Origin of the sequence: Collinsella sp. AF25-2LB (assembly GCF_003458415.1) — a bacterium.
Classification (GTDB): Bacteria; Actinomycetota; Coriobacteriia; order Coriobacteriales; family Coriobacteriaceae; genus Collinsella.
This window is the reverse complement of record NZ_QRUF01000003.1, coordinates 143,760-170,386: the sequence shown is the minus strand read 5'-3', so window position 1 is coordinate 170,386 and position 26,627 is coordinate 143,760. Positions and strand designations below refer to the sequence as shown.

Genomic DNA, 26,627 nt, shown 5'->3' with positions numbered 1-26,627 from the left:
CCTCCCATTTCTTGTGTCCAAGAAATGGGAGGCAGTTCAATGAGCTGCCAAGGACGGGGATCAATGAGTTTTTAATCCCCGTCCCAGAAAAATCCTTGGGCGCCGCGCAGCCGCCTAGGCAGTGTAGGCGATAGTCGCGTCGACAGCATGGCGCCAGCCGGCGATCTTTTTGGCTCGCTCGTCGGCGGGCATCGACGGCTCCACGATGCCGCGGGCGCCGTAGACGTCGACGACATCGCGCGTGTACATGTCCAGCGCAATGCCGCAGGCCCAGGCCGCACCCAGGCCGCTCATCTCGTCGTTGCTCGCAATGCGGATGGGCGAGCCGACCAGGTCGCTCTCAAACTGCATCAGGTACGCGTCGCGCGTGGGACCGCCGTCAACACGAAGCTCGGCCAGTGCCGCGCCCGAATCCTCGACCATCGCATCGATCACGTCGAAGATCTGATAGGCGATCGACTCGTCGGCGGCCTTTACGAACTCCGCACGGCCCGTGGTGCGCGTCATGCCAAAGACGCAGCCCTCGGCATCGCTCGCCCAGTGCGGCGCGCCCAGGCCAGTGAACGCCGGCACAAAGTAGACGCGGCTCGCCGGATTGGCGGCGTAGCACAGGTCGGTGACTTCCTCGGGATTGTTGATGAGCTCCAGGTCGTCGCGCAGCCACGTCTTGACGGCGCCGGCGTAGCTCACGTTGCCCTCGAGAACATACTCGGTCACACCGTCCATACGCCACGCAAGCGAGCTCGAAAGCCCGTGCGAGCTGGCGACAAACTCGTCGCCGACGTTCATCATGACCGAGCTGCCGGTGCCATAGGTCGCCTTGGCCATGCCGCGGCTATGGCAGCCCTGGGCAAACAAGGCGGCATGGCTGTCGCCGAGCACGCCGTGGATGGGCACGGGCGCCGGCAAAAAGCCGCCCAGGTCCGTTGTACCGAACAGGCCATCGGAATCGGTCACCTGCGGCAGGCACGCCGGATTGACACCAAAGGCCTCGCACACCGGCTCGCTCCAGCAGCCACGGCGCAGGTCAAAAAGCTGCGTGCGGCTGGCATTGGACCAGTCGCAGCGGAACTCCGCGCCGCCCGTGAGCGTCCAGACCACCCAGGCATCGATGGTGCCCAGGCACAGCTCGCCCGCCGCCGCGGCCTCGGCAGCCGCGGGAACGTTCGCGAGGATCCAGGCCATCTTGCCCGCCGGATAGTAGGGCGAGAGCACCAGACCCGTCGTGTCACGCACCAGCTCGGCCACGCCTTCGCGCGCAGCCAGCTCGTCGCACAGCTCGCGGGCGCGGGCGCACTGCCACACCACGGCATCGCACAGCGGCTCGCCCGTCGTGCGGCTCCAGGCAACGGTGGTCTCGCGCTGGTTGGAAATGCCAACGCCGGCGATGTCTGCCGGATCGACCCCGGTCTCCTCCACCACGGTGCGTGCCACAGCCAGCACGTTGGCGGCGATCTCGGCCGGGTCGTGGCTCACCCAGCCGGCCTCGTTGACAATCTGGCGATGTGAGCGGTCGGCGCGATGGATCAGATGGCCGCCCTCGTCCACCAGCAGCGCCTTAGTACCCTGTGTGGACTGATCGATTCCGATGATGTATTTGCTCATGTACTCTCCTGTCTCCCCCGTCGATTCAAAACTAAAACCCGACGGACAAGGAGCGAGTGGCCGACCGGCTCATGAGAGCGCAGCCGGCCTGCTCAGAATTCAACCTAAAAGGATTGGTGCAAACCTGTCCCCGATGCACCAATTACTCTGCGGGAAGGACCTCGGCGACCGTCTTGGCGATTCCCTCGCCCGTCAGGCCGTAGTGCGCGAAGACCTCGGGGCTCGTGCCGGTGATGACCGGCGCATCGGGCAGGGAGAGGCACTTGACCGGACGCGGGCAGTGCTCACCCACGACCTGCGCGACCATGGAACCCAGGCCGCCGAAGGGACTGTGCTCCTCGACGGTCACGACGGCGCGCGTGGCACCGGCGGCCTCGATCACGGCCTCGGCATCGAGCGGTTTGACGCAGTACATATCGAGCACCGTCGCCGAGATGCCCTGCTCGGCCAGCAGATCGGCGGCGTCCACGGCGTGGCGGACCATCTCACCGGTAGCGACGATCGTCACATCGGTGCCGCGGCGCACCCAGGTGGCGCGATCCATCTGGAACGGGCACTCGTCCTCAGTGTACACGTCCTCCACCGGGTTGCGGCCCACGCGGATGTAGGCCGGCTTGTTGTCGGCGACCAGGGCACGCACGAGCTCGGCGGTCTGGAAGCGATCGCTCGGCAGATACACGCGCATGTTGGGAATCGCGCTCATGGCGGCGATATCCTGCGCGGAGTGATGGCTCATGCCTAAGGCGCCGTAGGACACGCCGCCCGAGATGCCGATGAGCTTGACGTTGGTGTTGGAGTACGAAACGTCGACCTTGCACTGCTCATACGAGCGCGTGGTCACAAAGGACGCCGGCGAGGCGGCCCAGGCCTTCTTGCCGCACGAGGCCATGCCGGCGGCGATGCTCACCAGGTCCTGCTCGGCAATGCCGACCTCAACGGACTGCTGGGGATACTGGTCAAAGAACGGCGTGAGCGATGCAGAGCCGCGGGAGTCGGAGCACAGGACGACGATGTCTTTATCGGTTGCGGCGGCCTCGAGCAGCGTGTCGCAGATAGCCTTGCGGTTGGCGATCTTGTTAGCCATTGATAGCCTCCTTATGGGCAGCGAAATCGGCGATGATCTGGGCATATTCCTCATCGTTGGGCAGGTGATGATGCCAGGCGGCCTTGTCCTCCATAACCGGCGAGCCGTAGCCCTTCACCGTGTTGAGGATGATGACCGTGGGCTTACCCTTGGTCTCGGCGGCCAGCGTCAGCGCGGCGTCGATGGCCTGGACGTCGTTGCCCGGAATGGACAGCACGTTCCAACCGAAGGCAGCCCAGCGCTCCTCCTGCGAATCCTGCTTCATGACGTCCTCGGTGCTACCGCTGATCTGCAGGCGGTTGCGGTCCACGAGCGCGCACAGGTTATCGAGCTGGTAGTTGCCGCCGCTCATGGCGCCCTCCCAGACCGAGCCCTCGGCAAGCTCGCCGTCGCCCATGATGGTGTAGACGCGGTAGTCGCGGCCGTCCATCTTGCCGGCAAGCGCCATGCCCACGGCCACGGGCAGGCCGTGACCCAACGAGCCCGAGTTCATCTCGATGCCCTTGAGCTTGTTGTTGGGGTGACCGATGTAGGGGCTGCCGAACTTGGAGAAGCGGGCCTTGACGTCATCGAGGTCCAGATAGCCCTCGTGGCAGAGCACCGCATAGTAGGCCTCCATTGCGTGGCCCTTGGAGAGCACGAAGCGATCGCGGTTGGGATCGTCGACGGTCTCGGGCGAAATGTTGAGATGGTTGGCGTAGAGGGTCATGAGGGCATCGATCACCGACATGTCGCCGCCGATATGGCCGCCGGCGCCAGCCATGATGATATCGACGCAATCGCGGCGAAGGTCCCAACGCAGGGACTCAAGCTCTTCGATAGTTGCCATTTCTACTCTCCTCGCAGGTAGGCTTTGACGTCTTCTTCGATGGGATCGTACAGGTCGGGGACAATGCCGATGTACTTGCACGCCTCGTAGAGCACCGGCACCACGTTGGCGTGGATGGCGACACAGTGGTGGATGTAGGGACCCTCGACGATCTTGGCCTCGAGGCGCTTGAGGTTTTCGACCTCGACCCACAGGTAGGTGCCCATGCCGGCCGGGCCGTCGATGCCGCGGGCGTTGCCCAGCAGCAGCGAGTACTCGCCGTTGTCGCCGTCAAAGCGGGCAAGGGTGAGGTCGCCGTGCTTGGCCTCGGCCGTCAGCGCGCCGGGGTGATCGAAAGCCAGCGGGTAAGTGAGCTTGGGCTTGACGGCCGCGCAGCTGCAGGGCCAGGGGCCGCAGTGCTGCAGCAGCTCGCCGTTCTCGTTGTCGGGATGACGCACGGTCCAGTCGGCAAACATGCCGCGGTGACGGCCCAGGTCGGCGGCCTCGACCATCAGCGCGGTGATGGCGCCGTGGATATCGGTCTCGCATACGATAGGAATGCCCATCTCGTTGAGGATGGCGTTGGCAGCGCAGGGCATAATGCCCAGCTCGTCCTGCAGAGCGTTCCAGCACTGAATGGCACCGGCGTTGCAGCCATACTTCTCGACCAAGCGCTTCATGGCGATAGCAAGACCGGCGACCGCGGGGACCTTGTCCTCGGGAATGCAGATCTCAAAGCTGTCACCAATGTGGGCGAGCATGGCTGCCATGGCCTGCTCGTCGGCCTGGGCGTCGCGCACGGCCTGGACAAGCTCGGTCATGGGGATGGGCGAAAGCTGAATGTTGAACTTCTCGAGCAGCTCGCCCTCGTTGCACATGGTGGACCAGAAGTCGAACGGGCGAGTGGCCATCTGCAGGATGCGGGTGTGCTTGAAAGTCTTGACCACGTTGCACACGGCCAAAAAGTCCCAGACACCGCGCTCGAACTCGGGATCGGTCAGACGGCAGTTGGTCATGTAGGTGAAGGGAACCTGGAAGCGACGCAGGACCTTGCCGGTCGCGAACAGACCGCACTGGCTGTCGCGCAGACGAGTGCCGTCGGGCTCGGGGCGCTCGTCGCGCGGGCCCCACAGCAGCACGGGCAAGCCGAGCTCGCGCGCAAGGCGGGCGCAGACATACTCGGTACCAAAGTTGGCGTGGCACAGCATGATGCCGTCGACGCCCTCGGCGCGGAACTTCTCGACGATAGGCGCGATATGGCTGTCGTCGAACAGCAGGCCCTCGTCGTTGATGTCGTCGATATCCACGATGTCGACGCCGATCTCGCGCAGACGATCAGCCGTCAGGCCGCGATACTTGATCGCGTCCGGCGCGCTAAAGATGCTGCGGCGCGTGGGTACAAAGCCGAGCTTGATCTTATCCATGTACGTCCTCCCCTTATCACATGTTCAGTAAACAGATGTGTGTTTCGTTTTGTTCTGTTTACTAAATGTTTTACTCTTTTGTTTAAAAGTTTAGCGCGAAGGTCTCGTAAACGGTAGAGAAATCAGCCTAAACGGTATGTAAACAATCTGAACATACAAGGGCAACAAAAAGAGGGCCCCGAAGGACCCTCTTCTGAATGGCACTATGTTAACTGCCCTAGCGAGCTTTGGCACGCTGCAGGCAATGCCGTCTCCGCCTAGATTTCGCGCACGCTCTGGCGCTCGACAAAATAGGTCGACACGGCCGTTTTGCAGGTATAGCTCTTGGGATTGCGGATGTTACCCACCAGACGGCGCACCGCGATCTCGCCCACCTCGTGTTTGGGAACATGCACCGTGGTGAGTGGCGGGTTGGAGAAGGCGCCCAGAGATAGGTCGTCAAAGCCGATGATCGAGACATCCTCGGGCACGCGAATGCCGTGCTCGTTGAACGCGCGCATGGCACCCACGGCGAGCACGTCGTTCTCGGCAAAGAAAGCCGTCGGCAGGTCGTCGCGTGAGACGCTGTCGAGCCATGCACCCATATCGCGATAGGCACCTTCGAGCGTGGTGCCCAGCGTGACGCGCCATGCCGGGTTTGCCTCGAGGCCCGCATCCTCAAGTGCTTGGCGATAGCCGCGCTCGCGATCCTTAAAGTTGCGGATACGAAGATCGCCTGCCAGATAGCCGATTTGCCTGTGACCCTTCTCGATAAGGTAGTCCACGGCGCGCAGCACCGAATCGGTATTGGCAATGACTACGGCATCGAAGTACTGGCGGTCGCTCCAGCCATCGAGCACGATCAGGTGGGCAGCGGCGTTAGCGAACAGGGCGTAGTCTTCTTCGCCCAGCTCGGTGCCCATCAGCACGATGGCGGCGGACGGATCGGCGATCAGGCCCTCGACCTGCGGACGCACGGCGTCCAGGTCGCTAAAGTCGAGCGAGACAAAGCTCGTGCTCATGCCGTGGCGACGCGCCTGGCGCTCCACGCCCTCAATAACCGCGGGATGGAAGGTGCTCTCGTCCAGGATGGCGCCCGTCTTGCGCGCGAGCACAAACTGGATGCTCTCGAGTTGCGTCGACTGCTGATAGCCGAGCGACTGCGCGCACTCCAGGATGACCTTGGCGGTCTCCTCGCTCACGCTGCGCTTGCGGTTGAGCGCGTTGGACACGGTCGCAGGCGAAAAACCGGTAATGCGGCTGATCTCGCGAACACTTGCTTTAGCCATTGTTCCCCCTAGCAACGGCCGCTGTCGAGCATCGTGGCCTGACCGCCCCGTGACTCGACAACTAAACGACCGCAAATTCAATCTAAACAGAATAGTAAATGTTTAATAGCTAGTTTAGCCTGTTGTCAAGCGAAGCGACGCGACTATTCCCCCAACGGGCGTATTTACTCGGTAGCTAATCTGGAACGGGGCACAGAAACCGTTTAGCCAAGGATGCGAGCCATGCGTGCCTTAAACTCCGCGAGGAAACGTGGGGCGTCCACGGTGAGCGCCACGAGCGCGCTCTTATCCGGATCGGACAGGCGGTGCTCGTCGCAGATGGTGCGGCCGCGGTACTCGCCCAGCAGGTCGACGCGCAGATTGCAGCCGAGCGCGCCCACGAGCGTGGGATCGATCGCCACGGCAACGGCCAGAGGATCGTGCAGCGCACAGCCGCCCAGGTAGGGCGCGTTCATCTCGTACGAGCCAATGTAGTGCTCGACCATGCTCGCAAATGCGCAGCCCGCCATGGTGCCCGAGCCTGTCCAGCCGGCAACGTCGCGGCGCGTGAGCACCACGCGATGCGTCACGTCCAGTCCCACCATGGTGAGCTTGCGGCCCGAGCGCAACACGGCGTCGGCAGCCTCGGGGTCGCCCGCCATGTTGGCCTCGGCGCCCGCGCTCACGTTGCCGGGCACGGTAAGCGCACCGCCCATCACGACCACGCGGCCGATGGACATCATCGCCGCCGCATCGCGCTCCAGGGCAAGCGCCAGATTGGTGAGCGGGCCGGTCGCAACGTAGACCAGATCGGGACCATAGGTACGCGCGGCATCAATCAGGTAATCGACCGCCGCATTGCCATCGGCCGACGTCGCGCCCACTGGCTCGTACGGCGAGGCGGGCACGCTTGCGCCGCCAATACCGTTCTTGCCGTGGATAAGCGTGGTGGACGCCGGCGGCGTGTAGGGTTCGGTCGCCTTCATGGGACGATCGGCGCCCAGGTACACCGGCACCTCGGGACGACCCAACAGGTCGAGCACCGCCAAGCAGTTGTGCGCTGACTGCTCGACGCGCACGTTGCCAAAGCACGTGGTGATGCCGACGAGCTCCACCTCGGGGCTCGCGATGGCATAGGCGAGCGCCATCGCATCGTCCACACCCATATCCAGATCAAGGATCAGCTTCTTGGTTGCCATTGTTCTACTCCGCTTCTCCGTCTACATTCAAACCGTCTAAATCAAACTTGTGCTCGACTTCCGCACGCGTGGGAATTGATTGCTGAGCGCCCAGGCGCGACACCGTCACCGCCGAGGCGCGAGTACCCGCGGCCATGCACTCAAAGAGCGGCAGGCCCTCCAGACGAGCCGCCGCCAACGCGCCGATAAACGTATCGCCCGCGGCCGTCGTATCGACCACCGCGCTCGAAAGCGCCGGCATGCGCAGCGGCTCACCGCCATCGCCGAGCGTAACCGAGCCGGCGCCGCCCAACGTGATGACCGCAGCCCCGGCGCCCTTGTCGAGCAGCGCATTGAGCGCGGCGACGCAACTCGCATCATCTGTGGGCAGAATGCCCGTCAGCATCTGGCACTCGGTCTCGTTGGGGCAGACCAAGTCGACCGCAGGCCACGCTCCTGCCGGCAGGTCGCAGGCGGGCGCCGGGTTAAAGATCGTATAGAACCCCAGCTCGTGAGCGCAAGCAAGCGCCTCGGCCGTCGCTGCAAGGTCACATTCGCCCTGGGCAATAAAGACGCTTCCGGCAGCCGGGGCAATCTCGCTGGCATCGCCGTCGAGCTCGTCGGCCACCAAGCGCCTCAGTGCGCGGGCAACGTCCTCGCCCGCAAGCGCATGGTTGGCGCCCGGCGACAGCACGATGCGGTTGTCGCTCTCGCAGCGAATGATAGTCGCGGTACCGGTCTCCACGTCATCGCGACGCGCCACGAACTCAACGCCCACGCCGGCATCCTGGAGCCCTGCCACGAGCGCATCGCCAAAGGTATCGCGCCCAACAGCGCCGATCATGCACGTGCGCGCACCCATGCGCGCAGCGGCAACGGCCTGATTGGCTCCCTTACCGCCGGCGTTGGTGATAAAACCGCTGCCATCGACCGTCTCGCCCGCACGCGGCATGCGCTCGCACGCCACCGAAAGGTCCATGTTCATGCTGCCGAACACCGCGACGATGCCGCAATCTGCCATGGAAACCTCCTCGTCCGCGGGCTCTGCACCCGCTGCCGGTCGTCGATCGTGCGCTCTCACGCCTCTATAACTTTAGTTCACTTTGATGTGGACGCGCGCTTGAGCTTGCGCCAGCAGCAAGCATTCACAGGGGCAGGCAGCTACAATGAATACGTGCTGATTATTCTCGTCATTGGATGATGTTTTATGGAACAATTCTCGCAATCGGGCTCGCGCGGTCGACGCCGCACGGGCAACGAGCCGGCGCCGCACGAACGCGTGAAGGGCGAACGCCGTGCCAACGAGCCGCGACGCACCGCGAGCCTCCATCGCGCTTCTGCCAACAACGCGGGCCGCGCCAACACTCCCGCCGCGGAGCAGACGCCTGCTCGCCCCAAGTCCCGCTACATCCCTGCCCTTGACGGCCTGCGCACGCTTGCCGTCGTCGCGGTGGTGCTCTATCACCTCAACCTCACCTGGGCGCAGGGCGGCTTGCTTGGAGTCACGATTTTCTTTGTGCTCTCGGGCTACCTGATCACGCGCCTGCTCATCAACGAAGTATCAAAGACCGGCCGCATCGACCTCAAGAGCTTCTGGATCCGCCGCATCCGTCGCCTGGTCCCCGCCGTGGTGACCGTTGTGGTTGTAACCTGTGCGCTGTGCACCGTCTTCAACCACGTGATGCTCACCAAGATGCGTCCCGACATTCTGCCGTCGCTGCTGTTCTTTAACAACTGGTGGCAGATTATGCAGGACGTTTCGTACTTCAACGCCCTGGGCGACCCCTCGCCGCTTACGCACTTTTGGTCGCTCGCCATCGAGGAACAATTCTACCTGGTTTGGCCACCGCTGCTGTTTGCCATGGTGTCCATGCATGTGAGCAAACCCAACACGCGCCGTGTGGTCCTGGGACTCGCAGCGGTATCCGCCCTTGCCATGATGGTGCTCTACAACCCTGCCGCCGACCCCAGCCGCGTGTACTACGGCACCGACACCCGCGTCTTCTCGCTGCTGCTGGGCGCCTGGATGGCCTTTATCCCCAATCGCGACCTGGCGCCGGTGCGTCTCGCTCATCGTTTGGGGCTCAATCGCCTGGCTGGCGCCGCCAAGCACGGCAAGAACGCCGAGGGCAAGCCTGGCGAGAAGGCCGACAACGCAGCCGAGACCGTCCCGGCACAGCCGAGCGCCCTCGTGCGCTTTTGGTCCTCGCCCGCATCCATCGATGTGTTGGGCGTCGTGGGTCTGGTTGGCCTTGCCGCCATGGTCGCGCTCACCAACGGCTACACCGCGTTCCAGTATCGCGGCGGCACGCTGCTATGCTCCATCCTCACGCTCATGGTCATCGCGGCCTGCGTGCAGCCCCAGGGAATGGTTGCCCGCGCACTGTCCGCCGAGCCGCTCGTGTGGGTTGGCAAGCGCTCGTACAGCATCTACCTGTGGCACTATCCGCTACTGTTGCTCATGAACCCGGTCGCCAACATCAACGATACGCCGTGGTGGCAGTACATTTTGCAGGTGTTGTTGGTGGTCGCCGTAGCCGAATGTTCATATCGCTTTATCGAGACGCCGTTTAGAAAGGGCGCCTTTGGGCGCACCGTATCCGAGTTCCGCGACGGCACCACCGCGCCCGCCAACTGGGTGCGCGCGCACGTCCCTGTCTGCGCAGCCTGCGCTGTCGTGTTGGTCGTTGCACTGGGCGGCCTGATCTTTGTGCCCGAGACGTCTGCGCTGAGCGGTGAGGGCGCCGAAGTCCTCAACAAGGAAGCCAAAAACACCGCGCCCACAGACCAACAGGCGGCCGACGACACCGACAAGGACAACGACGGCTTCCCCGATGGCTCCTACGACCTGTTGATGATCGGTGACTCCGTGTCGCTGCGCGCCGTTGATTCCTTTGACGGCGTGTTCCCGCACAGCCATATCGATGCCGAAAAGGGCCGCCAGTTTGATGCGGGCCGCGCGACATTTGAGGGCTATCTCCAACAGAACCTTGCCGGCAAGATCGTGGTCTTTGCACTGGGCACCAACGGCTTGGTAACCGACGACCAGATCGACGCCATCATGACCGATGCAGGAGATAAGCGTATTGTGGTGTTTGTGAACACGCGCAGCCCGCAGCCGTGGGTTGGCTCTACCAACCAGGCCATCGCCAACGCTGCTACGCGCTACAAGAACGTGCGCGTTATCGACTGGTACGGATACAGTGCCAATCGCAACGACCTGTTCGATGGCGATGGCACGCACCTGTCGACCACTGGCGTGACTGAGTACCTCAACTTGATCCACGATGCAGTCAAGAAGGACCTGCCCGTGCATCCCGAGGATCACGTCAACGATCCGCAGCCGGCGGCCGTCAAGTCTGCCACCGACGCGCTCGTCAATGCGCTCGCTCTCAAGCCGCACAAGCTGGGCACCGACAAGTAACCTGCAGCGCAAACTTCCCACATCCGGAGGGGGTGCCCGCCACGGCAGGCACCCCCTCCGACAGTTAGGGACGTTCCTTATGTGCCGGCACCCAGGGACACTCCTGACACAGCCGAGGAACGCCCTCCTTGCGACCAAATTCTGGGCGCCTCGCCACCCCGAACGTTGTTTCCAAGCCCACACCCGCAGCAAACAACCCAAAATCACTCTTTTCGAGCCGGCTCCAAGGGGTCGTGGACAAAAAGGGGCAAATATGAGTACTGTTACCATTTTAGTAGCAGGCAAAACCACCCAAAATGACGTCCGAGCGACCCCTACAACCCCCTAAAGCAGCCAACCTGACTGGTTTAAGACATATTGGAGCCAATTTTAATGAACATACTATCGGCTATGTCCATTATCTTCTTGGATGTAAATGCTATTCACTTAGCAACAGTACTCATATTTGGCATTTTTTGTCCACTGCCATATAACTAATGCCCTATAGCGGGCAAAAAACAGGCCGCAGTCCATCGCTGCGGCCTGTTCGGAAGCAAAAGTGGGCGCTAAGCGCTGTAACCCATCGCCTGCAGGACAAACATGACGACCGTGAGCACCGTAATCACACCGATAGTCGCCCAAGTGAGCACGTTCCACACGCGACCGTTGCGGTTAGTGCCCATAATGTGACGGTCGGCGGCGATAACCACCTGGAACACCAGAACCACGGGCAGTAGCACGCCATTGATGACCTGCGAGGTCATCATAATCTGGAACAGATCGACACCGGGCATGAGCACCAACACGGCAGAAATACCGATGATGGCCGTAATGATGCCGCGGTAAACCGGGGCCTCATCCCAGCTGCGATCGGCGCCGCGCTCCCAACCAAATGCCTCGCAGATGGCACTCGACGTAACGCCCGGCAGCACGCAGGCAGCCAAAAAGCTCGCTGCAACCAGGCCCGAGGCAAACAGCACCGTGGACCACTGACCCGCGATGGGCTCCAGCGCGCGGGCGGCATCGGCAGCATCGCTAATCTGAATACCCGCCGGGAACAGCACCGTACCGGTCGTGATGATAATAAAGCCCGCAATGATATCAGCAGCGATCGAGCCGCTCACGGTATCAATGCGCTGCAGCACGATGTCGTCCTCGCCCGCGTTCTTATCGACCACGTTGTTCTGCGCCAAGAAAATCATCCACGGCGCGATGGTGGTACCGATCGTTGCGACCACGAGCGACACGTAGCTGGGGTCATTTTGAATGTTAGGCACGACCAGGTCGACCGCGACCTCACCCCAGTTGGGGCCAGCCATAAACGCGGCGACAATATAGGTCACGAAGACGCAGCTTACCAACAGCAGAATCTTCTCGATGCGCTGGAAACTACCCGACATGGTAAGCATCCACACCAGCAGCGCCACCAACGGCACCGAGATGCTCGCCGGCACGCCAAAGAGAGCAAGACCGCTGGCGATGCCCGCAAACTCCGAAATGGTCACAGCCGTGTTGGCGATCAACAGCGCCGCCATAGCAAGTACACTCTTGCGCACGCCAAAGCGCTCGCGAATGAGCGATGCCAGGCCCTTGCCCGTCACGCAGCCGCAACGCGCCGCGGTCTCCTGCGTCACGATGAGCAGCACAGTCATGACGGGAAGCATCCAGAGCATCTTGTAGCCATAGCTGGCGCCCGCACTGGAATACGTTGCAATGCCGCCGGCGTCATTGCCCGAAAGCGCCGCCAGCAGACCGGGACCCATAGCGCCAAAGATGGCCGCGATGGTCAGCTTTTGCTTGGTGCCCGACTTTTGCTTGGTATTTTGCACGCGACCACCTAACCCATGACCGACATGGCGAGCAGCACCGCGGCGATGCAATACGCCACACACGAGATCATGACGGCAATGACGTTCATGGCGGTGCCCGACGTGTTGAGGTCATGCTCGTCACGCCAGAACAGCACCATCAGGTAAATCACGGCACTCATGTTGCCAACCAGGCAAATGATGGCAGCGATATTAAAGCACCCGGTAAAGAGTTGCTCCTCAAACATGGGCGCATCGGGGAACGCAGCGGTGCGCACCAGCTGGGCGCACAGGTAGGTCACGAGCGACAGAATCAGGCCCATGCCCGTGCTCTGGAAGAAGAACCCCAGATACGGCTTGGGCTCGTCGTCGTGACCGTCATACTCCAGGAAGTAGTTCTTGACGAACGACACCATGCGCGAGGCCGCCAGCAGCACGAGCGGCATGGCGCACATGGGGAACACCACCAGATGCGCGGAGCCGAGCGCCGTTCCCAGCACGGTCGCCATGATGCACGATGCGATGCCCCATACAACAACCCAGTACTGGCGATGCACGAACCAGCTGAGCACGTTCGTCGAGTCGTCGGACGCGCTGTCACCCGAGCCGACACCGGCGATCTGCAGGTCCTCCTGATGCTCCTCGGCGATAACGTCCATGGCGTCGTCGAAGGTCACGATGCCCAGGATGTGGCGGTTCTCGTCGCAGACGGGGATAGCGACCAGGTCGTACTTGGTCATCTCGTCCGTCACGTCTTCCTGGTCCTCGTCGGGCGACACATAGACCAGGTCGCGATAGGCCAACTGACCCAGCGTGGCGTCGCGGTCGGCTACGATCAGCGTGCGCAGCGAAAGCACGCCGGTCAGCATGCCACTCGGATCCTCGGTATAGACGTAATAGACGCTCTCGAAGTCCTCGTCGAGCTCGCGAATCGCCTCGATGGCGTCACCGACCGTTGCCGTAGCGGGCAGGGAGACAAACTCCGAGGTCATAATGCGGCCGGCGGTGTTGTCCTCATACCCCAGCAGGTTACGAATCGCCTTCTCCTCCTTGACGCCCATCAGGCGCAGGAGCTTCTCGGCCTTCTCGTAATCAAGCTCGTCGATCAGGTCGGCAGCGTCGTCCGGGTCCATCATGGCCAGCATCGACGATGCGTCGGTGTCGGACAGGCCCTCGAGCATCTCGGTCATAAGCTCGTCGTCATCGAACTCCGAGATGGCCTCGGCGGCCTGGGCAGTATCGAGCTGCGCAAACACCTGCGCACGCAGGCGCGGGTCGAGCTGCTCGATAATGTCGGCGATGTCGGCAGGGTGCAGCTCGCCGAGCGTCTTGTGCGACACCGAGAGTTGGATGTTTTTAGTCGAGCGGTCGAGCAGGTCCATGTAGGACCAAGCGATGATGTCCTCGCTGAGCGGCTTGCCCAGGTGCTTCATAAAGCCCTCGACGACGTGCTCGAGTGCGGGGCTGATCGCGCGCAGCAGACCGCGGGCACCGACCTCGGCACCCAACAGGCGCAGCTGGTTTTCGCCCGACATGGAAAACTTGATGTCGTTGACGCGCACGACCTTCATGCCCTGCGTGTCGACGATCTGCTTATTGAGCACGTCGCGCGCCAGCAGGAGCTCGGTCGGCTGCAGGTACGAGAAGCGAATATTGGTGGCAGACGTGTTGAGATACACGCCCGTCTCGTCGATACGGTCGACCCATTTGCGCCAGCTGATCATAAACGGCGTCTTGCCGGGGCCGCGGAACGCGAGCGACGTCACGTGCGGAAAAACTTCGCCGGTAGCAATGCCAAAATCGTTGACCACGCCGAGCTTTTCGCCGTCGACGTCCAAGACCGGCAATTTGAGCATCTCACTCAGATAATTCAATGGTGCTCCCCATCATTATTCCTCCGGACGCGGCCGCGCGTGCGGCGTCCGGGGGCTTCTGGATATGTATACGCATGCGCGGGCGGCACGCCGCTCGACGCTTACACCCCGTGCATGCGCAAAAAGCACCTGCATGGGGTCATCGACTGTATGGTCGAGGTTTGGATTTCACCTGTAACCTTTCTCTTGACCCTCATTAACCGCAGTAACTATAGCATCAGCATCGCCCTGCGGCATCGAATTTATGCGCTGCACATTGCAGGCATACCAAACGCTGACGTATCCGTGACATAGCCCTTGGGGACGTTCTTAAACGACTACCCAATGACTACTCTGTGGTGTCATCGTCCTCGGCAAGTTGGGGGAACACGGCGTCCTTGGGCATGGTGACCTTCGTCAGCGAGGTGAGCTTTTTGCTGAGCGATGTGTCCGTCTTGACCAGGTCGCTGAGCGTCACGATCTTGTATCCGTCGGCGACAAGACCGTCGATAATCTGCGGCAGCGCCTCGAGCGTCTGCTCGGCGCATTCGTCTCTATCGGTGAGCAGCACGATATTGCCCGGCGTCACCGAATCGAGCACCGTTGAGACCTGCTCGTCGGCACCGTTGAGCAGCCAGTCGCCCGAGTCAATATTCCACGAGACCACGGCGGAGACCAGGTCCATCGCATCAATCCAGTTTTGCTCGTCAAAGGAAGCATAGGGAGCACGCAGCAGCATCGTCTTCACGCCGGTCGCCGACTTAATCGCATCGGTGCCTTTCGTGATCTGCTCGCGTACCGCCTCACGGTCCTGGCCCTTGAGCGAATCGTCGCTGTAGCTGTTGGATCCGATTTCGCACCCGGCATCGACAATCGCCTTGGCCGTGGCGGACGAGGCCTCGACCGCATCGCCCGACAGGAAGAACGTCGCGGTGACGCCCTTTTCCTTGAGTACCTGCAAGATCTGCTTGGTAGCGCCGCTCGGACCCTCGTCAAACGTCAGCGCCACGTACTTTTTGTTGCCCTTGGGCGCCACGCTGGCGCACGCAACGACGCAATCGGTGGCGGGCACAACCTCGCCGCGGTCCTGCGTCTTGCCCGACTGCTCACCAACCCACACCTCGGAGCGGCCCTGGACACCCCATGTCTGCACATACTCGATAGCACCCGTGCCCTCGACCTTGAGCTTGGGCTCGATAACCGTAGCCTGAACCTCATGCTTCTCGTAGGTGTTACGGCCATCCTTGACCGTCACCTTCTCGCCGCCCTCAAGTTCGCGGCTATCCCATTTGCCCTGTTTTATGCGCTTGCCGTCCACCTTAACCGACAGCTTTTCGCCGCCATGGCGGGTCAGCACGCTGTCATCGACGGCTAGCAGGTCGCCTGCGTCGTAGGTATCGGTCAACTCCTGGTCGTCGATGAGATTCTGCAGCGTAGAGCCCACGCGCACCGCGGTCTTTTGCCCGTTGAGTTCCACGTCCACGCTGCGGTTGACGTAGCCCACGACGGCAGCGATAAACAGCACGAGCGCACAGCCCACGGCAATGAGCGCATAGGGCAGACGGGACGGTCGGCGCGGCGAGCGCCCGTTGCCGATGCGCGCGCTGCGGTCGCTAAACCCGCGGCTATGGTTGAGGTACATCGCGCCGGGCTTACGGCGGCGACGGCGCTGACCGCTGGGCAGCTGCCCCAGGTCGCGGCGCGCCGTCGGACGCGCACCCGAACGCCCGTTTAAGTTGGATCCGTTTTGGCGCATGTGCCCTCCCCCATAAACACAGCAAGCCGGAGCAACAGGTCTCCGGCTTGCCTCCCATCATTTGGTACGTCGCTATTTTGTAGCTTTTGACGAGCCTCCGCTCGCCTTTTGGTATTCGTCCTTAAAGGCCTTGAACATGCCGCGCGTCTTGCCGAGCTGCTTGCCCAGTGCGCGACTGCCTTTGTCCACGGCGACCGATCCCTTGTCGTCGAGCACCTTGGCGCCCTTTTTGACCTTGTCGCCCACCACGACGCTGGCCTCGGCGGCCTTGGCGGCCGCACCGCCCGAATACCCAAGCGACTTGACCTCGTCCGAGACGACCATCGCGCCGTTCTCGTAGCCGCGTAGCATCGTCGGCGGCACCTGCGTGTCACCAACCAAAACACTCGAAGCAGCACCGGCGGTCACATAGAATGCCTGCACGATGCCCGAACGTGGCTTGAACTCAACGTCCGAGCAATAGCCCACGACGTCGCCCGATTCCGTGCGCACGTCCATACCGACCCAGATGATGCAATCGTCCAGGTTGATGTCGAGGCGCTTGGCGGCGGCGGCATCGTACGTGTCCTTGACGTCATCGACCGCAATGGCGCCCTCGTAGACACCAATGGCGTCGAGCGCTACGAATCGGTCGGGACGCTCGATCATGCCCGCGATATCGGACTGGCGGACCATAAAGCCGACCACGCGCGTACCGCCCGGGGTAAAGACCGGAAAGTGAATCTTTCCGAGCTTTTTAGGGCTGCGCGGTGTGCCGTCCTTTTTGGTGCGCTTGTCCTCGGTAGGCTTGCGATAGATCTTGGCGCCGACAAAATCCCCAGCGCGCATTATGCCTCGGTCGAGGGCTCCGCAGCCTCGGTATCAGCCTCGACGGCGTTCTCGACCACGACGTCGGCGGCAGGCGTCACGTTGCCGCCCGAAATGGCGTCGTTGAGCTGCTCGCGCAGCTGGTCCATGCGCTCGCGGGCCAGGTCGACCTTGGCGCGCAGGTCGTCGGTCTTGGCGTCGACCATCGGGCCAAAGTCATTCACCGCGGCACGGGCCTCCTCGGCGCTGTGCTCGTAGGTGTCGCGCATATTGTCCCAGGCGTCATTGGCGATATCGGCAGCCATGGCGCGGGTCTCGGCGCCCGAGCGCGGGGCCAGAGCAACGCCGACAATAGCGCCGGCAGCGGCACCAAAAAGTGCGCCGGAGACAAAGCTGAAAGTCTTACCCATGATCATTCCTCTCCTGCGGGCACGTCGGTGCCCGCCATTTGAATGCTGTCCATTATACCCGCAGCGCATCACTTGCCGCTCCGCTCATCTGCGTACGGCAAAGGCGCAGGTACGTGATGGTGATAAACGCGTAGGCCTACTCCTGAGGCATAGCCGGCATGGCCACCGTGGCACCCGGGTCCTCGCCGGCGCCGTCCACGAGTGGCAGGCCGCCCTCATGCGCAGGTCCTGCCGGAACCGTCGCCGCACCGCCAAAGACGGCAGCGGAGGCCTCGTGGTTCTCGGCAACCGCGCCCTCGGTATCAATCGCCACCTGGGGCTCGTCGTCAAAGTTGGGGACGCCCTGGGGCTCGGTGGGAACGGGCTCGGCGGTCGCATCGGCAACGGGCTCGGCGTCGACCGGCACATCGCCCTCGTCAGCGCCCTCGTCCTCGGCAGCATCTTCGCCGTTCGCAGCAGCGACGGCCTCGTGAGGATCCTTGCCCTCGGCCTCGGCGCGCATGCCCAGCACCAGGTTGCGCAGGCCCGCGACCGTGCCTTCCACGTCGGGGGCAGGCTGGTCGGCGTGCAGGTACGCCCAGTCCATCATAAAGGTGGCCGACGACAGCGCACCGATGGCCAGTGCGTCGTCGGGACACGAAAGCTCGACCTCAAAGACACGCTCGTCATGCTCGCTTACGCGCGTGCGGCCGCACGAGATGCTACCGGCAAGACCGGTCTCGTTCATGAGCTCGACCGTCACGTGCTCCAGCAGGTGGCAGAGCTCGGTCTGACCCATGCAGTCCTGGAACTCGCGGCCGGAATCGCCCAGGCACAGGTGCTTGGCAATCGCCGGTACCAGGTAGTACACGCGCGCCGTGGCCTCGATGTCCTCCGAGGTCATGAGCGGCATGCCGGGGTTCACCAGCACATGCGCACAGATCTTGTCCTCGCTGACGGTGACCTTAAGGATGTTGAACAGGCCTGCCATAACTCTCCCCTACTCTTCCTTGTCCTACTCGTCGCCATCGTGCGGATCCACAGAGCCCGCACCCGACGCCGCCGGCTTCTCTGCCGAAGACTCGGAATCCTTCTTATCGGTTTCGGCCGGAGCGATCACGCGAATGAGCGAGATGCGCTGGCCACGCATCGACTGCACTTTAAACTTGTACCCCGCGACCTCAAACACCTCTCCGATGTCGGGCACCGAGTCGCAAAGCTCCAAAATCCAGCCGGCGATGGTCTCATAATCATCGCTTTCCTCGAGCGGCCAACCAAGCTCAATCGCGTCATCGCACGAAAAACGCCCATCGACGAGCCACTCGCGGCGCGAAAGGCGCGTGAGGTACTTGTTGTCGGGGTCGAACTCGTCCTCGATCTCGCCCACGATCTCCTCGACGATGTCCTCGATGGTGATGATGCCGGCCGTGCCGCCGTACTCATCCACGACGACCACGATCTGGTCGTGCGAGGTCTGCATCTCGGACAGCAGCGGCAGGATGTCCTTGGTGTCGGGCACAAAGGTGGCGTCGCGCAAAAAGCCGGCGATGGGCTGGTCGCCCTTGCCATCGAGCGCGGGCTGGATCAGGTCCTTGATGTGCGCGATGCCCGCGACGTTGTCGGGGTCCTCGTGATAGACGGGGATGCGGCTGAAGCCGGTCTGGCGCATGGTGGACAACACGTCGGCGACCGTCTCGTCGTCCTCGCACATGGTGGTGTCCACGCGCGGCACCATGACCTCGCGGGCAACGGTGTCGCCCAGGTCGAAGATCTCGTGGATCATGCGCTTTTCCTCGTCGAGCAGGTCGTCCTGCTCCGAGACCATGTACTTGATCTCTTCCTCCGAGACGTTCTGACGGTCGTCGGCACTCTTGATACGCAAGATGCGGGCCAGGCCATCGGAGCAAGCGCCAGTCAGCCACACGAGCGGACGGGCGATCTTTTGGAATACGGAGAGCGGTCCCACGACCTGCTTGGATACGCCCTCGGCGTTAGCAAGGCCGATGCGCTTGGGCACGAGCTCGCCGATCACGATGGACACAAAGGCGACGGCGACGGTGATGATGACCGGCGCCAGGCCGCGCGCGATGGCGGAGAGCGGCGCGATGCCAAAGCTCATGAGCCACGTGGCGAGCGGGTCGGACAGGCTCGTCGAGGCAACGGCGGACGAGGCGAAGCCCACGAGCGTGATGGCGACCTGGATGGTGGCGAGCAGCTGGTCGGAGTCGGCAGCCAGCTTAATGGCACGCTCGGCGCGCTTGTCGCCTTCCTCGGCCTCATGCTCCAGCACGGCGCGCTTGGCCGTGGTGAGCGCCATCTCGGACATAGAGAAGTAGCCGTTGATGAGGGTCAAAACGAGGGTAGTGATAAGGGAGATGGTTATGTCCATCGGGAGTTTCTCGAACCTCCAAGATTCGGGACGTCAGGTCAAAACGTTGATGACGGATACGGCAATTGCACCGGCGCCCAAACGAGGACGCGGGCGCGCAGGCGTGGTCGCTAAATTACGAAGAGAATCACCGCCATGAACTGGAAGATGCTGCCGGCGAGCACCCACAGGTGAAACACACTATGCAGATAGCGCACGTTTTTGGCGATGTAGAACGGCACGCCCACGGTATAGCACACGCCGCCGACAGCGAGCAGGGCAAGTGCCACGGGGTTGAGCAGCGACACGAGCTCGGGCAGCTTAAAGACAACGAGCCAGCCCATCAGCAGGTAGACCAGGCCGCTTACCCAGTGCGGCTGGCGCTCGCGCATAAAGCACTCGAGGGCGATGCCGATAATGGCGATGGCCCATACGGCGAAGAACAGCGCAGCGCCGCCGTCGTTTGCGAGCGTGATGAGGCAAAACGGCGTATAGCTGCCGGCTATGAGCAGGTAGATGCAGGTGTGGTCGATGATGCGAAACACGCGCTTGGCGCGCGCGGGTTGAATCGCATGGTAGAGCGTGGAGGCTAGGTATTCGAGGATGATGCTGACGCCATAGACAATTGCCGCGGCCATGTGGGCCGGGCCACCGCCGCGCAGTGCAGCGAATACGATCAGGAGCACCAGACCCGCAATACCCAGCAAGCAGCCGACACCATGGGTGACGGAGTTCATAATCTCCTCGCCCACCGTGTAGTGCGGAACGGCCGCGGCCTTGGGTCGCGGCTTGGAACTGTCGCTCGAATCGGACATGCCGGTTACATCCTCCAACGTAAAGAGTTCTCAACACTATATCAAAGCGTCTGGGTGCGTGCGAAATTTGCACCATACGTGACCCTTTGTTTACCCATTCTTTGCCTGTTGACGCATCAACGGTGAACGTCCATAATGCGCTTGCATTAAATGTTGATGTATTAACATCTTATAGGAAAGCTTCTTATGTCTCAAAACGCACGTTCCCATCGAAAGCTCAAGATAGCCGGCGTCGTTGCGCTGGTGGTTGTCATTGCGCTGCTCGGATTTGCCGGCAACTTTCTGTTTGACTTCGCGCTGAATCCCCGCGCGCCATACACCATGAAGATGATGCAGGACGGCAAGGACGGCAAAGAAAGTGAGCAGCCGGATGCCGAGGGAACCGAGGCGCGGGCGTGGTATAAAGAGAATCGCGAGAGCAGCAGCCTCACCGCAGATGACGGGACCGAGCTTGCCGCCTGGTATTTTGCTGCGTCGGAGAGCACGCACGACTACGCCGTCTGCCTGCATGGATATACCAACGAGCCCATCGGTATGGCCCGATACGTCAAGCGATTCCACGACCGCGGCATGAACGTACTCGCACCCGCCGCCCGCGCCCACGAGCGTTCCGGCGGTGACTACATCGGCATGGGCTGGCCCGAGCGACTCGATGTCGTCGCGTGGATCGGGCGGATTGTTGCGGCCGATCCCAAGGCGCGCATCCTGGTCTTTGGCGAGTCGATGGGCGCGGCGACTGCCATGAACGTAGCGGGGGAATCTCTGCCCGCAAATGTGAAATGCATTATCGAGGACTGCGGCTATACAAGCGTTTGGGACGAGTTTTCCCTGCAGCTCAAGGATGTATTTGGCCTGCCCAGTTTTCCCTTGCTCGATGTAGCAAACTTGGTGTGCAACGTGCGCGCGGGCTACGACTTTCATAAGGCGAGCAGTGTGGAGCAACTCAAACACGCGACGGTTCCCATGTTGTTCATCCACGGCGACCAGGACACCTTTGTGCCGTACGACATGCTCGACCAAAACTACGACGTGTGCGCCAGCAAGGTCAAGCAAAAGCTCACCATCCATGGCGCCACCCACGCCAAGAGCGCGCAAGTTGACCCCGAGCTCTACTGGAATACGGTCGACGAGTTCCTCGACAAGAATTTTTAAGCAAATAGTACGGTTTACTGGTCTATCTGGCCCCTAGCACTTCCAAAAAGCCGCCCGTGGGCGCTGTGCTCACGGGCGGTTTTTACTAACGTTGCGCTACAAAAGCGCTTGATATGTCCAATAGCTAGGCGCTATTTGACCTCGATGAGCTCGTACTCGCTCGTGCCCAGGCCGATCTTCTCGGCATGCGCGATGCACGCGCGCCAGTCGGTGTCGGGATGCGTGATGCAGAAGGGATCCTTGGCCTGCTCGCCCTCCAGATGCTCGTGATTATGCTCCATCTTGGCCGCGCTGTCGGTAAGCTCGGTGTTAGGCAGCGGCTCGGACGCCAGGACGGCGTCGGCGCAGGCCTGGTCGATGGCGACCGGGTCGAAGCTCGCGAACATGCCGATGTCGTTGACGATGGGCGTGTCATTCTCGGGATGGCAGTCGCAGTTGGGGCTGATGTCCATGGCGAGCGAGATGTGGAAGCTCGGGCGGCCGTCGACGATGGCCTTGGTGTACTCAGCGATCTTGTAGTTGAGTACGTCGGCCGCGGCATCATAGTCGGGCTTGATGCAGTCCTGGTTGCACGCCGCAATGCAGCGTCCGCAGCCCACGCAGCGATCGTGGTCGATGGCAGCCACATGAACCGTGCGAGTGCTGCCGTTGGCAAGCTCGCGCTCACGCGTACCGTCAAACGTGATGGCGCTGTGCGCGCATATCTTCTCGCAGGCACGGCAGCCAACGCAGTTGGTGGTATCGACGCTCGGCTTGCCAGCGGCGTGCTGCTCCATCTTGCCGGCACGGCTGCCGCCGCCCATGCCCAGGTTCTTCATGGCGCCGCCAAAACCGGCCTGCTCATGGCCCTTAAAGTGCGTGAGGCTGATCACGATATCGGCATCCATGAGCGCCTGACCGATCTTTGCCTCGCGCACGTACTCACCGCCCTCGACCGGGACGAGCGCCTCGTCGGTACCCTTGAGGCCGTCAGCGATGATGATCTGGCAACCCGTGGCATACGGGGTAAAGCCATTCTGGTAGGCGGTGTCGATGTGCTCGAGCGCATTTTTGCGGCTACCCACATAGAGCGTGTTGCAGTCGGTAAGGAAGGGCTTGCCGCCCAGCTCCTTCACGACATCCGCGACGGCGCGGGCGTAGTTGGGGCGCAAAAAGCTCAGGTTGCCCAGCTCGCCAAAGTGAATCTTAATGGCGACGAACTTGTTCTCAAAGTCGATCTGCTCAATGCCGGCGCGACGGATGAGGCGCTTAAGCTTGTCAAGCTGGCTCTCGCGAGCATGCGTGCGCAGGTTGGTGAAGTACACCTTAGCGGGTGCTGCGGGTGCAGTTGCGGTCATAGTTATATCCCCTCGGTCTATATGGCGTTACAGACATAGAGGATGGTACCCATTGAAGTGGGGTTGAAGTCAAGCACGGCCACTCATTGGGGACAGACTTTAATGAGTGCCGTCAGGGACAGTCCCTGCCAGCCCGGCCGACGAGCCGGCAATCCGACAAAGACTGTCCCCGATGACTAGTCGTTTAAGAACGTCCCCAATTGCTACTCTTGCACCTTGAGGGCTTCGGCCAGGCTGACGCGCTTGATGGAGCGCGTGTGTAGCAGCGCCACGACCAGGTAGGTCGCAAAGCCGATGCCGACGCATGCAGCCATGGACCAAGCGGGCACGTAGATCTCGATATTGCCGTTGTAGGCGAGCAGCATCGAGCGGAAAATCGCGGTCAGCGAGCCAATGATCACGGGCAGGCTCAGCACGAGTGACACCGCCACGCACAGCGTGATCGAGCGGATGTACAGATGCGAGATCTCGCTATCGCGATAGCCAAAGACTTTCATGTAGCTGATCGAACGGGCGCTGTGGTCGATCACCGCCTTGGTCAGCAGGTACATAAACAGCAGGAAGATAAACACCGCGAGCCCGACCATCATGCCGATCATTTTGCTCATCATGCCGATAAACTGGTCGCCCACGGCGCGCATGTCGTCGGGCGTGGTGTCGCCGGCAAAGTAGCGCGCGTCGAGGTCGAGCTTCTCGTTGCTCACATAGCCGTTGAAGTAGGCGGCATCGTTGTCGAACAGCTCGTTAAAGTCATCGATGCTCATATAGATATTCATGTCCGACTTTGAGCCCCAGGAGCAGCCCTTGCCCGCGTACTCAAGGGAATAATCCCGAGCCTCGTACTTGTCGCAAAGCTCGACCTTCTGGCCCTCGCTCCAGCCAAACTTGTCGAGCAGGCCGCCGCCAAAGACGACGTGTCCGTCGCCGATGTTGAGGCCCTTCCAGTAGCGCGAATCGGGCGAGATGCCGTAGACGGAAATCGTCTCCTCGCCATTACCATCGCCGCGGTCGTATTGCAGCTGGTAGACGGCATATTTCTCGGCCTGCGCGATTGCGCCCGCGCCGTTGTCGGTCGAATTGACCGGGTGGATATCGTCGTTGTCAGTGTCGATCTTAGAGGCCTTGTCGATCAGGCCGATGGCCTCGTCGCGGTTGCAGCCGAGGGCAGCGGCAAGGTCATCGAGGCGCGCGTAGAGCGCGTCCTTCTTGTCCTGGACCCTGGCGAGCGCGTCCTGCGCCGCGGCCAGGCTCTCGGCAGACGGAGAGCTGGCCGCGGCATCGGTTACCGTCTGCGCCGCATCGGCCGCGTCATCGAGCTCGTCACTGGCATCTTGGGCGGCGGAGAGCAGCGCGCCGTCAACCGACTGCAAGCGCTCGAGTGCCGACCACTGCTCGCGCTCCTCGGCAGTGCCCTCGAGCTCCAGCGGAGCTTTGAGCGTGTACTGGTGCTCGGCGACCAGGCTTGTCTCCAGGTTGTCGGCGTAATGCGTCATCGTGGGCAGAATCGCCAGGCCAAAGAGCAGCAGCAGCGAGGCAAACGCAATGCCCACGAAGAGCGTGGCGAAGTTGCCTAGGTTGCGCAGGAAGATACGAAGGCGGAAGCGCGAGACAAAGCCCATGCGCTCCGGCAGCTGCAAGCCGCGCTTGGTGCCCGATTTGCCGCTCGCCTCGTGACGAAGGAACTGCAACGGCGTCTTGCCCATCTTGCGAAGCAGGCCCACCAGCGTGATGAGGATGAGCGCGGCAGCGGGAACCACGGCGCACTTCACAAAAATCTCCCAGCTCCAGTACACCTGGAAGGGAGGCAGGCTGTACGAACCGTAATAGAGGCCGCGCATGGGCTCGGTAAAGAACGCGACGCCGAGCGCGGTGCCCAAAAGCGCCGCGAGCACGCCCACGATGGCGGGAAGTGCCAGGTAGTGCAGCACGATCTCGCGTCGACGATAGCCGCTGGCGAGCAGCGTGCCGATGATGGCGCTCTCCTCCTCGATGGTGGCGTCGGTAAGGACCACAAAGACAAACGCCATGATCACGATGATAATGTCGAGCAGCGTCATCCACATCATGGAGTCGCCGTCTACGTCGTCGCGCGCGTAGCCAATACCCTGGTTGGAATCGGCGTCGATCAGATCGTCCACGCGCGCATCGGCATCGGTCAGCGCCTCGACCATATCCTGCTCCGCATCGATGCGATCCGCGGTGGGGAGGTCGCGATCGGTAAAGGCAAAGGAGTAGGTGTAGGCAGGTGCACCACCGGCATCCTCGAGCGCGGCAAAGCCGGCGTCGGTGACCTCGGCCACGCCGTACGTGATGGTGTTCACCGTAAAGTCCGAATTGTCGAGGAACAGCGCCTGGCTATCGGGCTGGGTCATGATGCCGCAGATGGTGTAGGTGCGGCCCTCAAGCTCAACCTTATCGCCCACGGCGAGGTCGTTGTTGGTGGCAAAAACGCGGTCGATAGCCACCTCATCGTCCGTCTTGGGCTGCCTGCCCTCACAGTAGGACGCGATATCGACCTTGGTGCGGTGCGCATAGGTGCGCAGCGTGCGCTTGGTGCCGTCGTCGCCGGCGGTCTTTTTGATGATGGCGTCGATGGAGAAATTCTTGTAGAGCGTGACGCCGCCGACGTCGTCGGCTGCATCCTCGGCTGCCTTGAGCTGGTCGTCGGTAGCCTCGAAGGAGGTGGTCACGCGGCCGTCCTCAATCGTGTACGCATCGCGCATGTCGTCGATAAGGCAGCCGATGGAATGCGCCGCGAGCAAAAAGCCCGAGGTAAGGGCGATGCTCCCGCACATAAGCAAAAAGATGCCCAGATACTTGCCGATATTGCGGCGCAGCTCGCGCGGGAGACGTTTTGCGAGAGGTGTCATGACGCCGCCTACCAATCGAGCTCGGCGGCCGCGACGGGCGACTCGTTGAGCTCGTCCTCGACGATGCACCCGTCGCGCAGGCGCAGCACGCGATTTGCCATGCGCGCGATGGCGGCATTGTGGGTGACAATGATGATGGTGCAGCCGTAGGTGCGGTTGACATCCTCCATGAGCTGCAAGATTTCCTTGGACGTCTTGTAGTCAAGCGCGCCCGTGGGCTCGTCGCACAGCAGCAGGCCCGGGTTTTTGACGAGCGCGCGGCCGATGGCGCAACGCTGCTGTTGGCCGCCCGAGACCTGGCGCGGGAACTTGTTGCGGTGCTCGTAGAGGCCCAGCGAACGCAGCAGGTCGTCGATATTGAGCGGGTTTTTGGACAGGTGCGCCGTGACCTCGATGTTTTCCTTGATGGTGAGGTCGGGCACCAGGTTGTAGAACTGGAAGACAAAGCCCAGCTCGCGACGGCGGTACTCGCCCAGGTCGGTAGGGTTGAGCACCGTGAGGTCGCAGCCGTCCACCATGATGGAGCCGCCGTCGGCATCCTCCAGGCCGCCAATGAGGTTGAGAAAGGTCGACTTGCCCGAGCCCGAGGGCCCCAGCATGACGCAGATCTCGCCGCGGTTGATGGACGTGTCGATGCCGTCGAGCACCGTCAGGCGCGCATCGCCGTCGCCGTAGTGCTTCTTGAGCCCGTTGACCTGGACGTAGGCTTGCTTTGTCGACATG

At 62.1% G+C, this 26,627-nt stretch carries 20 protein-coding genes; 2 read left to right on the top strand and 18 right to left on the bottom strand.

Translation table 11 applies throughout. The annotated features are described in order from the left end of the window. Positions 1 to 114: 114 nt before the first annotated feature. The 7 genes from DWY51_RS02790 to DWY51_RS02760 form a co-directional block, all read right to left on the bottom strand. The gene (locus tag DWY51_RS02790) at positions 115 to 1,605 is read right to left on the bottom strand and encodes a glycerol kinase GlpK (protein ID WP_117769782.1); all 1,491 of its coding nucleotides are present in this window, start codon (positions 1,603 to 1,605) and stop codon (positions 115 to 117) included. Positions 1,606 to 1,747: 142 nt separating this feature from the next. Next, positions 1,748 to 2,689 carry a transketolase family protein gene (locus DWY51_RS02785; RefSeq protein WP_117769781.1) on the bottom strand — a complete coding sequence of 314 codons (942 nt, stop codon included), beginning with the start codon at positions 2,687 to 2,689 and terminating at the stop codon, positions 1,748 to 1,750. After that, positions 2,682 to 3,518, bottom strand: a complete 837-nt coding sequence (locus DWY51_RS02780) for a transketolase (protein ID WP_197736868.1) — start codon at positions 3,516 to 3,518, stop codon at positions 2,682 to 2,684. The genes DWY51_RS02785 and DWY51_RS02780 overlap by 8 nt, the downstream gene beginning before the upstream one ends. Before the next feature lie 2 nt (positions 3,519 to 3,520). Next, complete coding sequence (locus DWY51_RS02775; RefSeq protein WP_117769780.1) at positions 3,521 to 4,921, bottom strand: L-fucose/L-arabinose isomerase family protein; 1,401 nt, start codon at positions 4,919 to 4,921, stop codon at positions 3,521 to 3,523. A 257-nt stretch (positions 4,922 to 5,178) separates the two neighbouring features. Continuing rightward, positions 5,179 to 6,189, bottom strand: a complete 1,011-nt coding sequence (locus tag DWY51_RS02770; protein ID WP_117769779.1) for a LacI family DNA-binding transcriptional regulator — start codon at positions 6,187 to 6,189, stop codon at positions 5,179 to 5,181. Between the two features lie 203 nt (positions 6,190 to 6,392). Beyond that, a complete protein-coding gene (locus DWY51_RS02765) occupies positions 6,393 to 7,367 on the bottom strand; it encodes a nucleoside hydrolase (RefSeq protein ID WP_117769778.1) in 975 nt (324 codons plus the stop codon). A 4-nt stretch (positions 7,368 to 7,371) separates the two neighbouring features. Next, a complete protein-coding gene (locus DWY51_RS02760; protein ID WP_117769777.1) occupies positions 7,372 to 8,367 on the bottom strand; it encodes a ribokinase in 996 nt (331 codons plus the stop codon). A gap of 186 nt (positions 8,368 to 8,553) precedes the next feature. On the opposite strand from DWY51_RS02760, the gene DWY51_RS02755 reads away from it, so the two are divergent. Further along, positions 8,554 to 10,770: an acyltransferase family protein gene (locus tag DWY51_RS02755; protein ID WP_117769776.1), complete on the top strand. Its 2,217-nt coding sequence runs from the start codon at positions 8,554 to 8,556 to the stop codon at positions 10,768 to 10,770. Positions 10,771 to 11,315: 545 nt separating this feature from the next. Here DWY51_RS02755 and DWY51_RS02750 read toward each other — a convergent pair. The 8 genes from DWY51_RS02750 to DWY51_RS02715 form a co-directional block, all read right to left on the bottom strand. After that, positions 11,316 to 12,512, bottom strand: coding sequence for an Nramp family divalent metal transporter (locus tag DWY51_RS02750; protein WP_117769790.1), 1,197 nt, complete (start codon positions 12,510 to 12,512; stop codon positions 11,316 to 11,318). Positions 12,513 to 12,586: 74 nt separating this feature from the next. Next, positions 12,587 to 14,431: a magnesium transporter gene (locus DWY51_RS02745; RefSeq protein ID WP_117735884.1), complete on the bottom strand. Its 1,845-nt coding sequence runs from the start codon at positions 14,429 to 14,431 to the stop codon at positions 12,587 to 12,589. Between the two features lie 328 nt (positions 14,432 to 14,759). Further along, positions 14,760 to 16,166, bottom strand: coding sequence for a polysaccharide deacetylase family protein (locus DWY51_RS02740; RefSeq protein WP_233504602.1), 1,407 nt, complete (start codon positions 16,164 to 16,166; stop codon positions 14,760 to 14,762). Positions 16,167 to 16,238: 72 nt separating this feature from the next. Continuing rightward, the gene (locus DWY51_RS02735; RefSeq protein ID WP_055252569.1) at positions 16,239 to 16,994 is read right to left on the bottom strand and encodes a hypothetical protein; all 756 of its coding nucleotides are present in this window, start codon (positions 16,992 to 16,994) and stop codon (positions 16,239 to 16,241) included. Next, entirely contained in the window at positions 16,994 to 17,383 is a 390-nt protein-coding gene (locus DWY51_RS02730) for a YtxH domain-containing protein (RefSeq protein WP_035136593.1), read from the bottom strand. Before DWY51_RS02730 ends, DWY51_RS02735 begins: the two co-directional genes overlap by 1 nt. A 136-nt stretch (positions 17,384 to 17,519) precedes the next feature. Continuing rightward, entirely contained in the window at positions 17,520 to 18,353 is an 834-nt protein-coding gene (locus DWY51_RS09615; RefSeq protein WP_233504106.1) for a hypothetical protein, read from the bottom strand. Positions 18,354 to 18,377: 24 nt separating this feature from the next. Beyond that, positions 18,378 to 19,751: a hemolysin family protein gene (locus DWY51_RS02720; RefSeq protein WP_117716175.1), complete on the bottom strand. Its 1,374-nt coding sequence runs from the start codon at positions 19,749 to 19,751 to the stop codon at positions 18,378 to 18,380. A 110-nt stretch (positions 19,752 to 19,861) separates the two neighbouring features. Then, positions 19,862 to 20,545 (bottom strand): hemolysin III family protein, encoded by a 684-nt coding sequence (locus DWY51_RS02715; RefSeq protein ID WP_199411349.1) that lies wholly within the window; start codon positions 20,543 to 20,545, stop codon positions 19,862 to 19,864. Positions 20,546 to 20,731: 186 nt separating this feature from the next. Here DWY51_RS02715 and DWY51_RS02710 point away from each other — a divergent pair, with 186 nt between their 5' ends. Further along, positions 20,732 to 21,697 carry an alpha/beta hydrolase gene (locus DWY51_RS02710; RefSeq protein ID WP_117769775.1) on the top strand — a complete coding sequence of 322 codons (966 nt, stop codon included), beginning with the start codon at positions 20,732 to 20,734 and terminating at the stop codon, positions 21,695 to 21,697. A 131-nt stretch (positions 21,698 to 21,828) separates the two neighbouring features. On the opposite strand, the gene DWY51_RS02705 is transcribed toward DWY51_RS02710, so the two are convergent. From DWY51_RS02705 to DWY51_RS02695, 3 genes are all read right to left on the bottom strand, one after another. After that, entirely contained in the window at positions 21,829 to 23,034 is a 1,206-nt protein-coding gene (locus DWY51_RS02705) for a DUF362 domain-containing protein (protein WP_117769774.1), read from the bottom strand. A gap of 203 nt (positions 23,035 to 23,237) precedes the next feature. After that, entirely contained in the window at positions 23,238 to 25,904 is a 2,667-nt protein-coding gene (locus DWY51_RS02700; protein ID WP_117769773.1) for an ABC transporter permease, read from the bottom strand. An 8-nt stretch (positions 25,905 to 25,912) separates the two neighbouring features. Continuing rightward, positions 25,913 to 26,626 (bottom strand): ABC transporter ATP-binding protein, encoded by a 714-nt coding sequence (locus DWY51_RS02695; protein ID WP_117769772.1) that lies wholly within the window; start codon positions 26,624 to 26,626, stop codon positions 25,913 to 25,915. Position 26,627 lies beyond the last annotated feature (1 nt).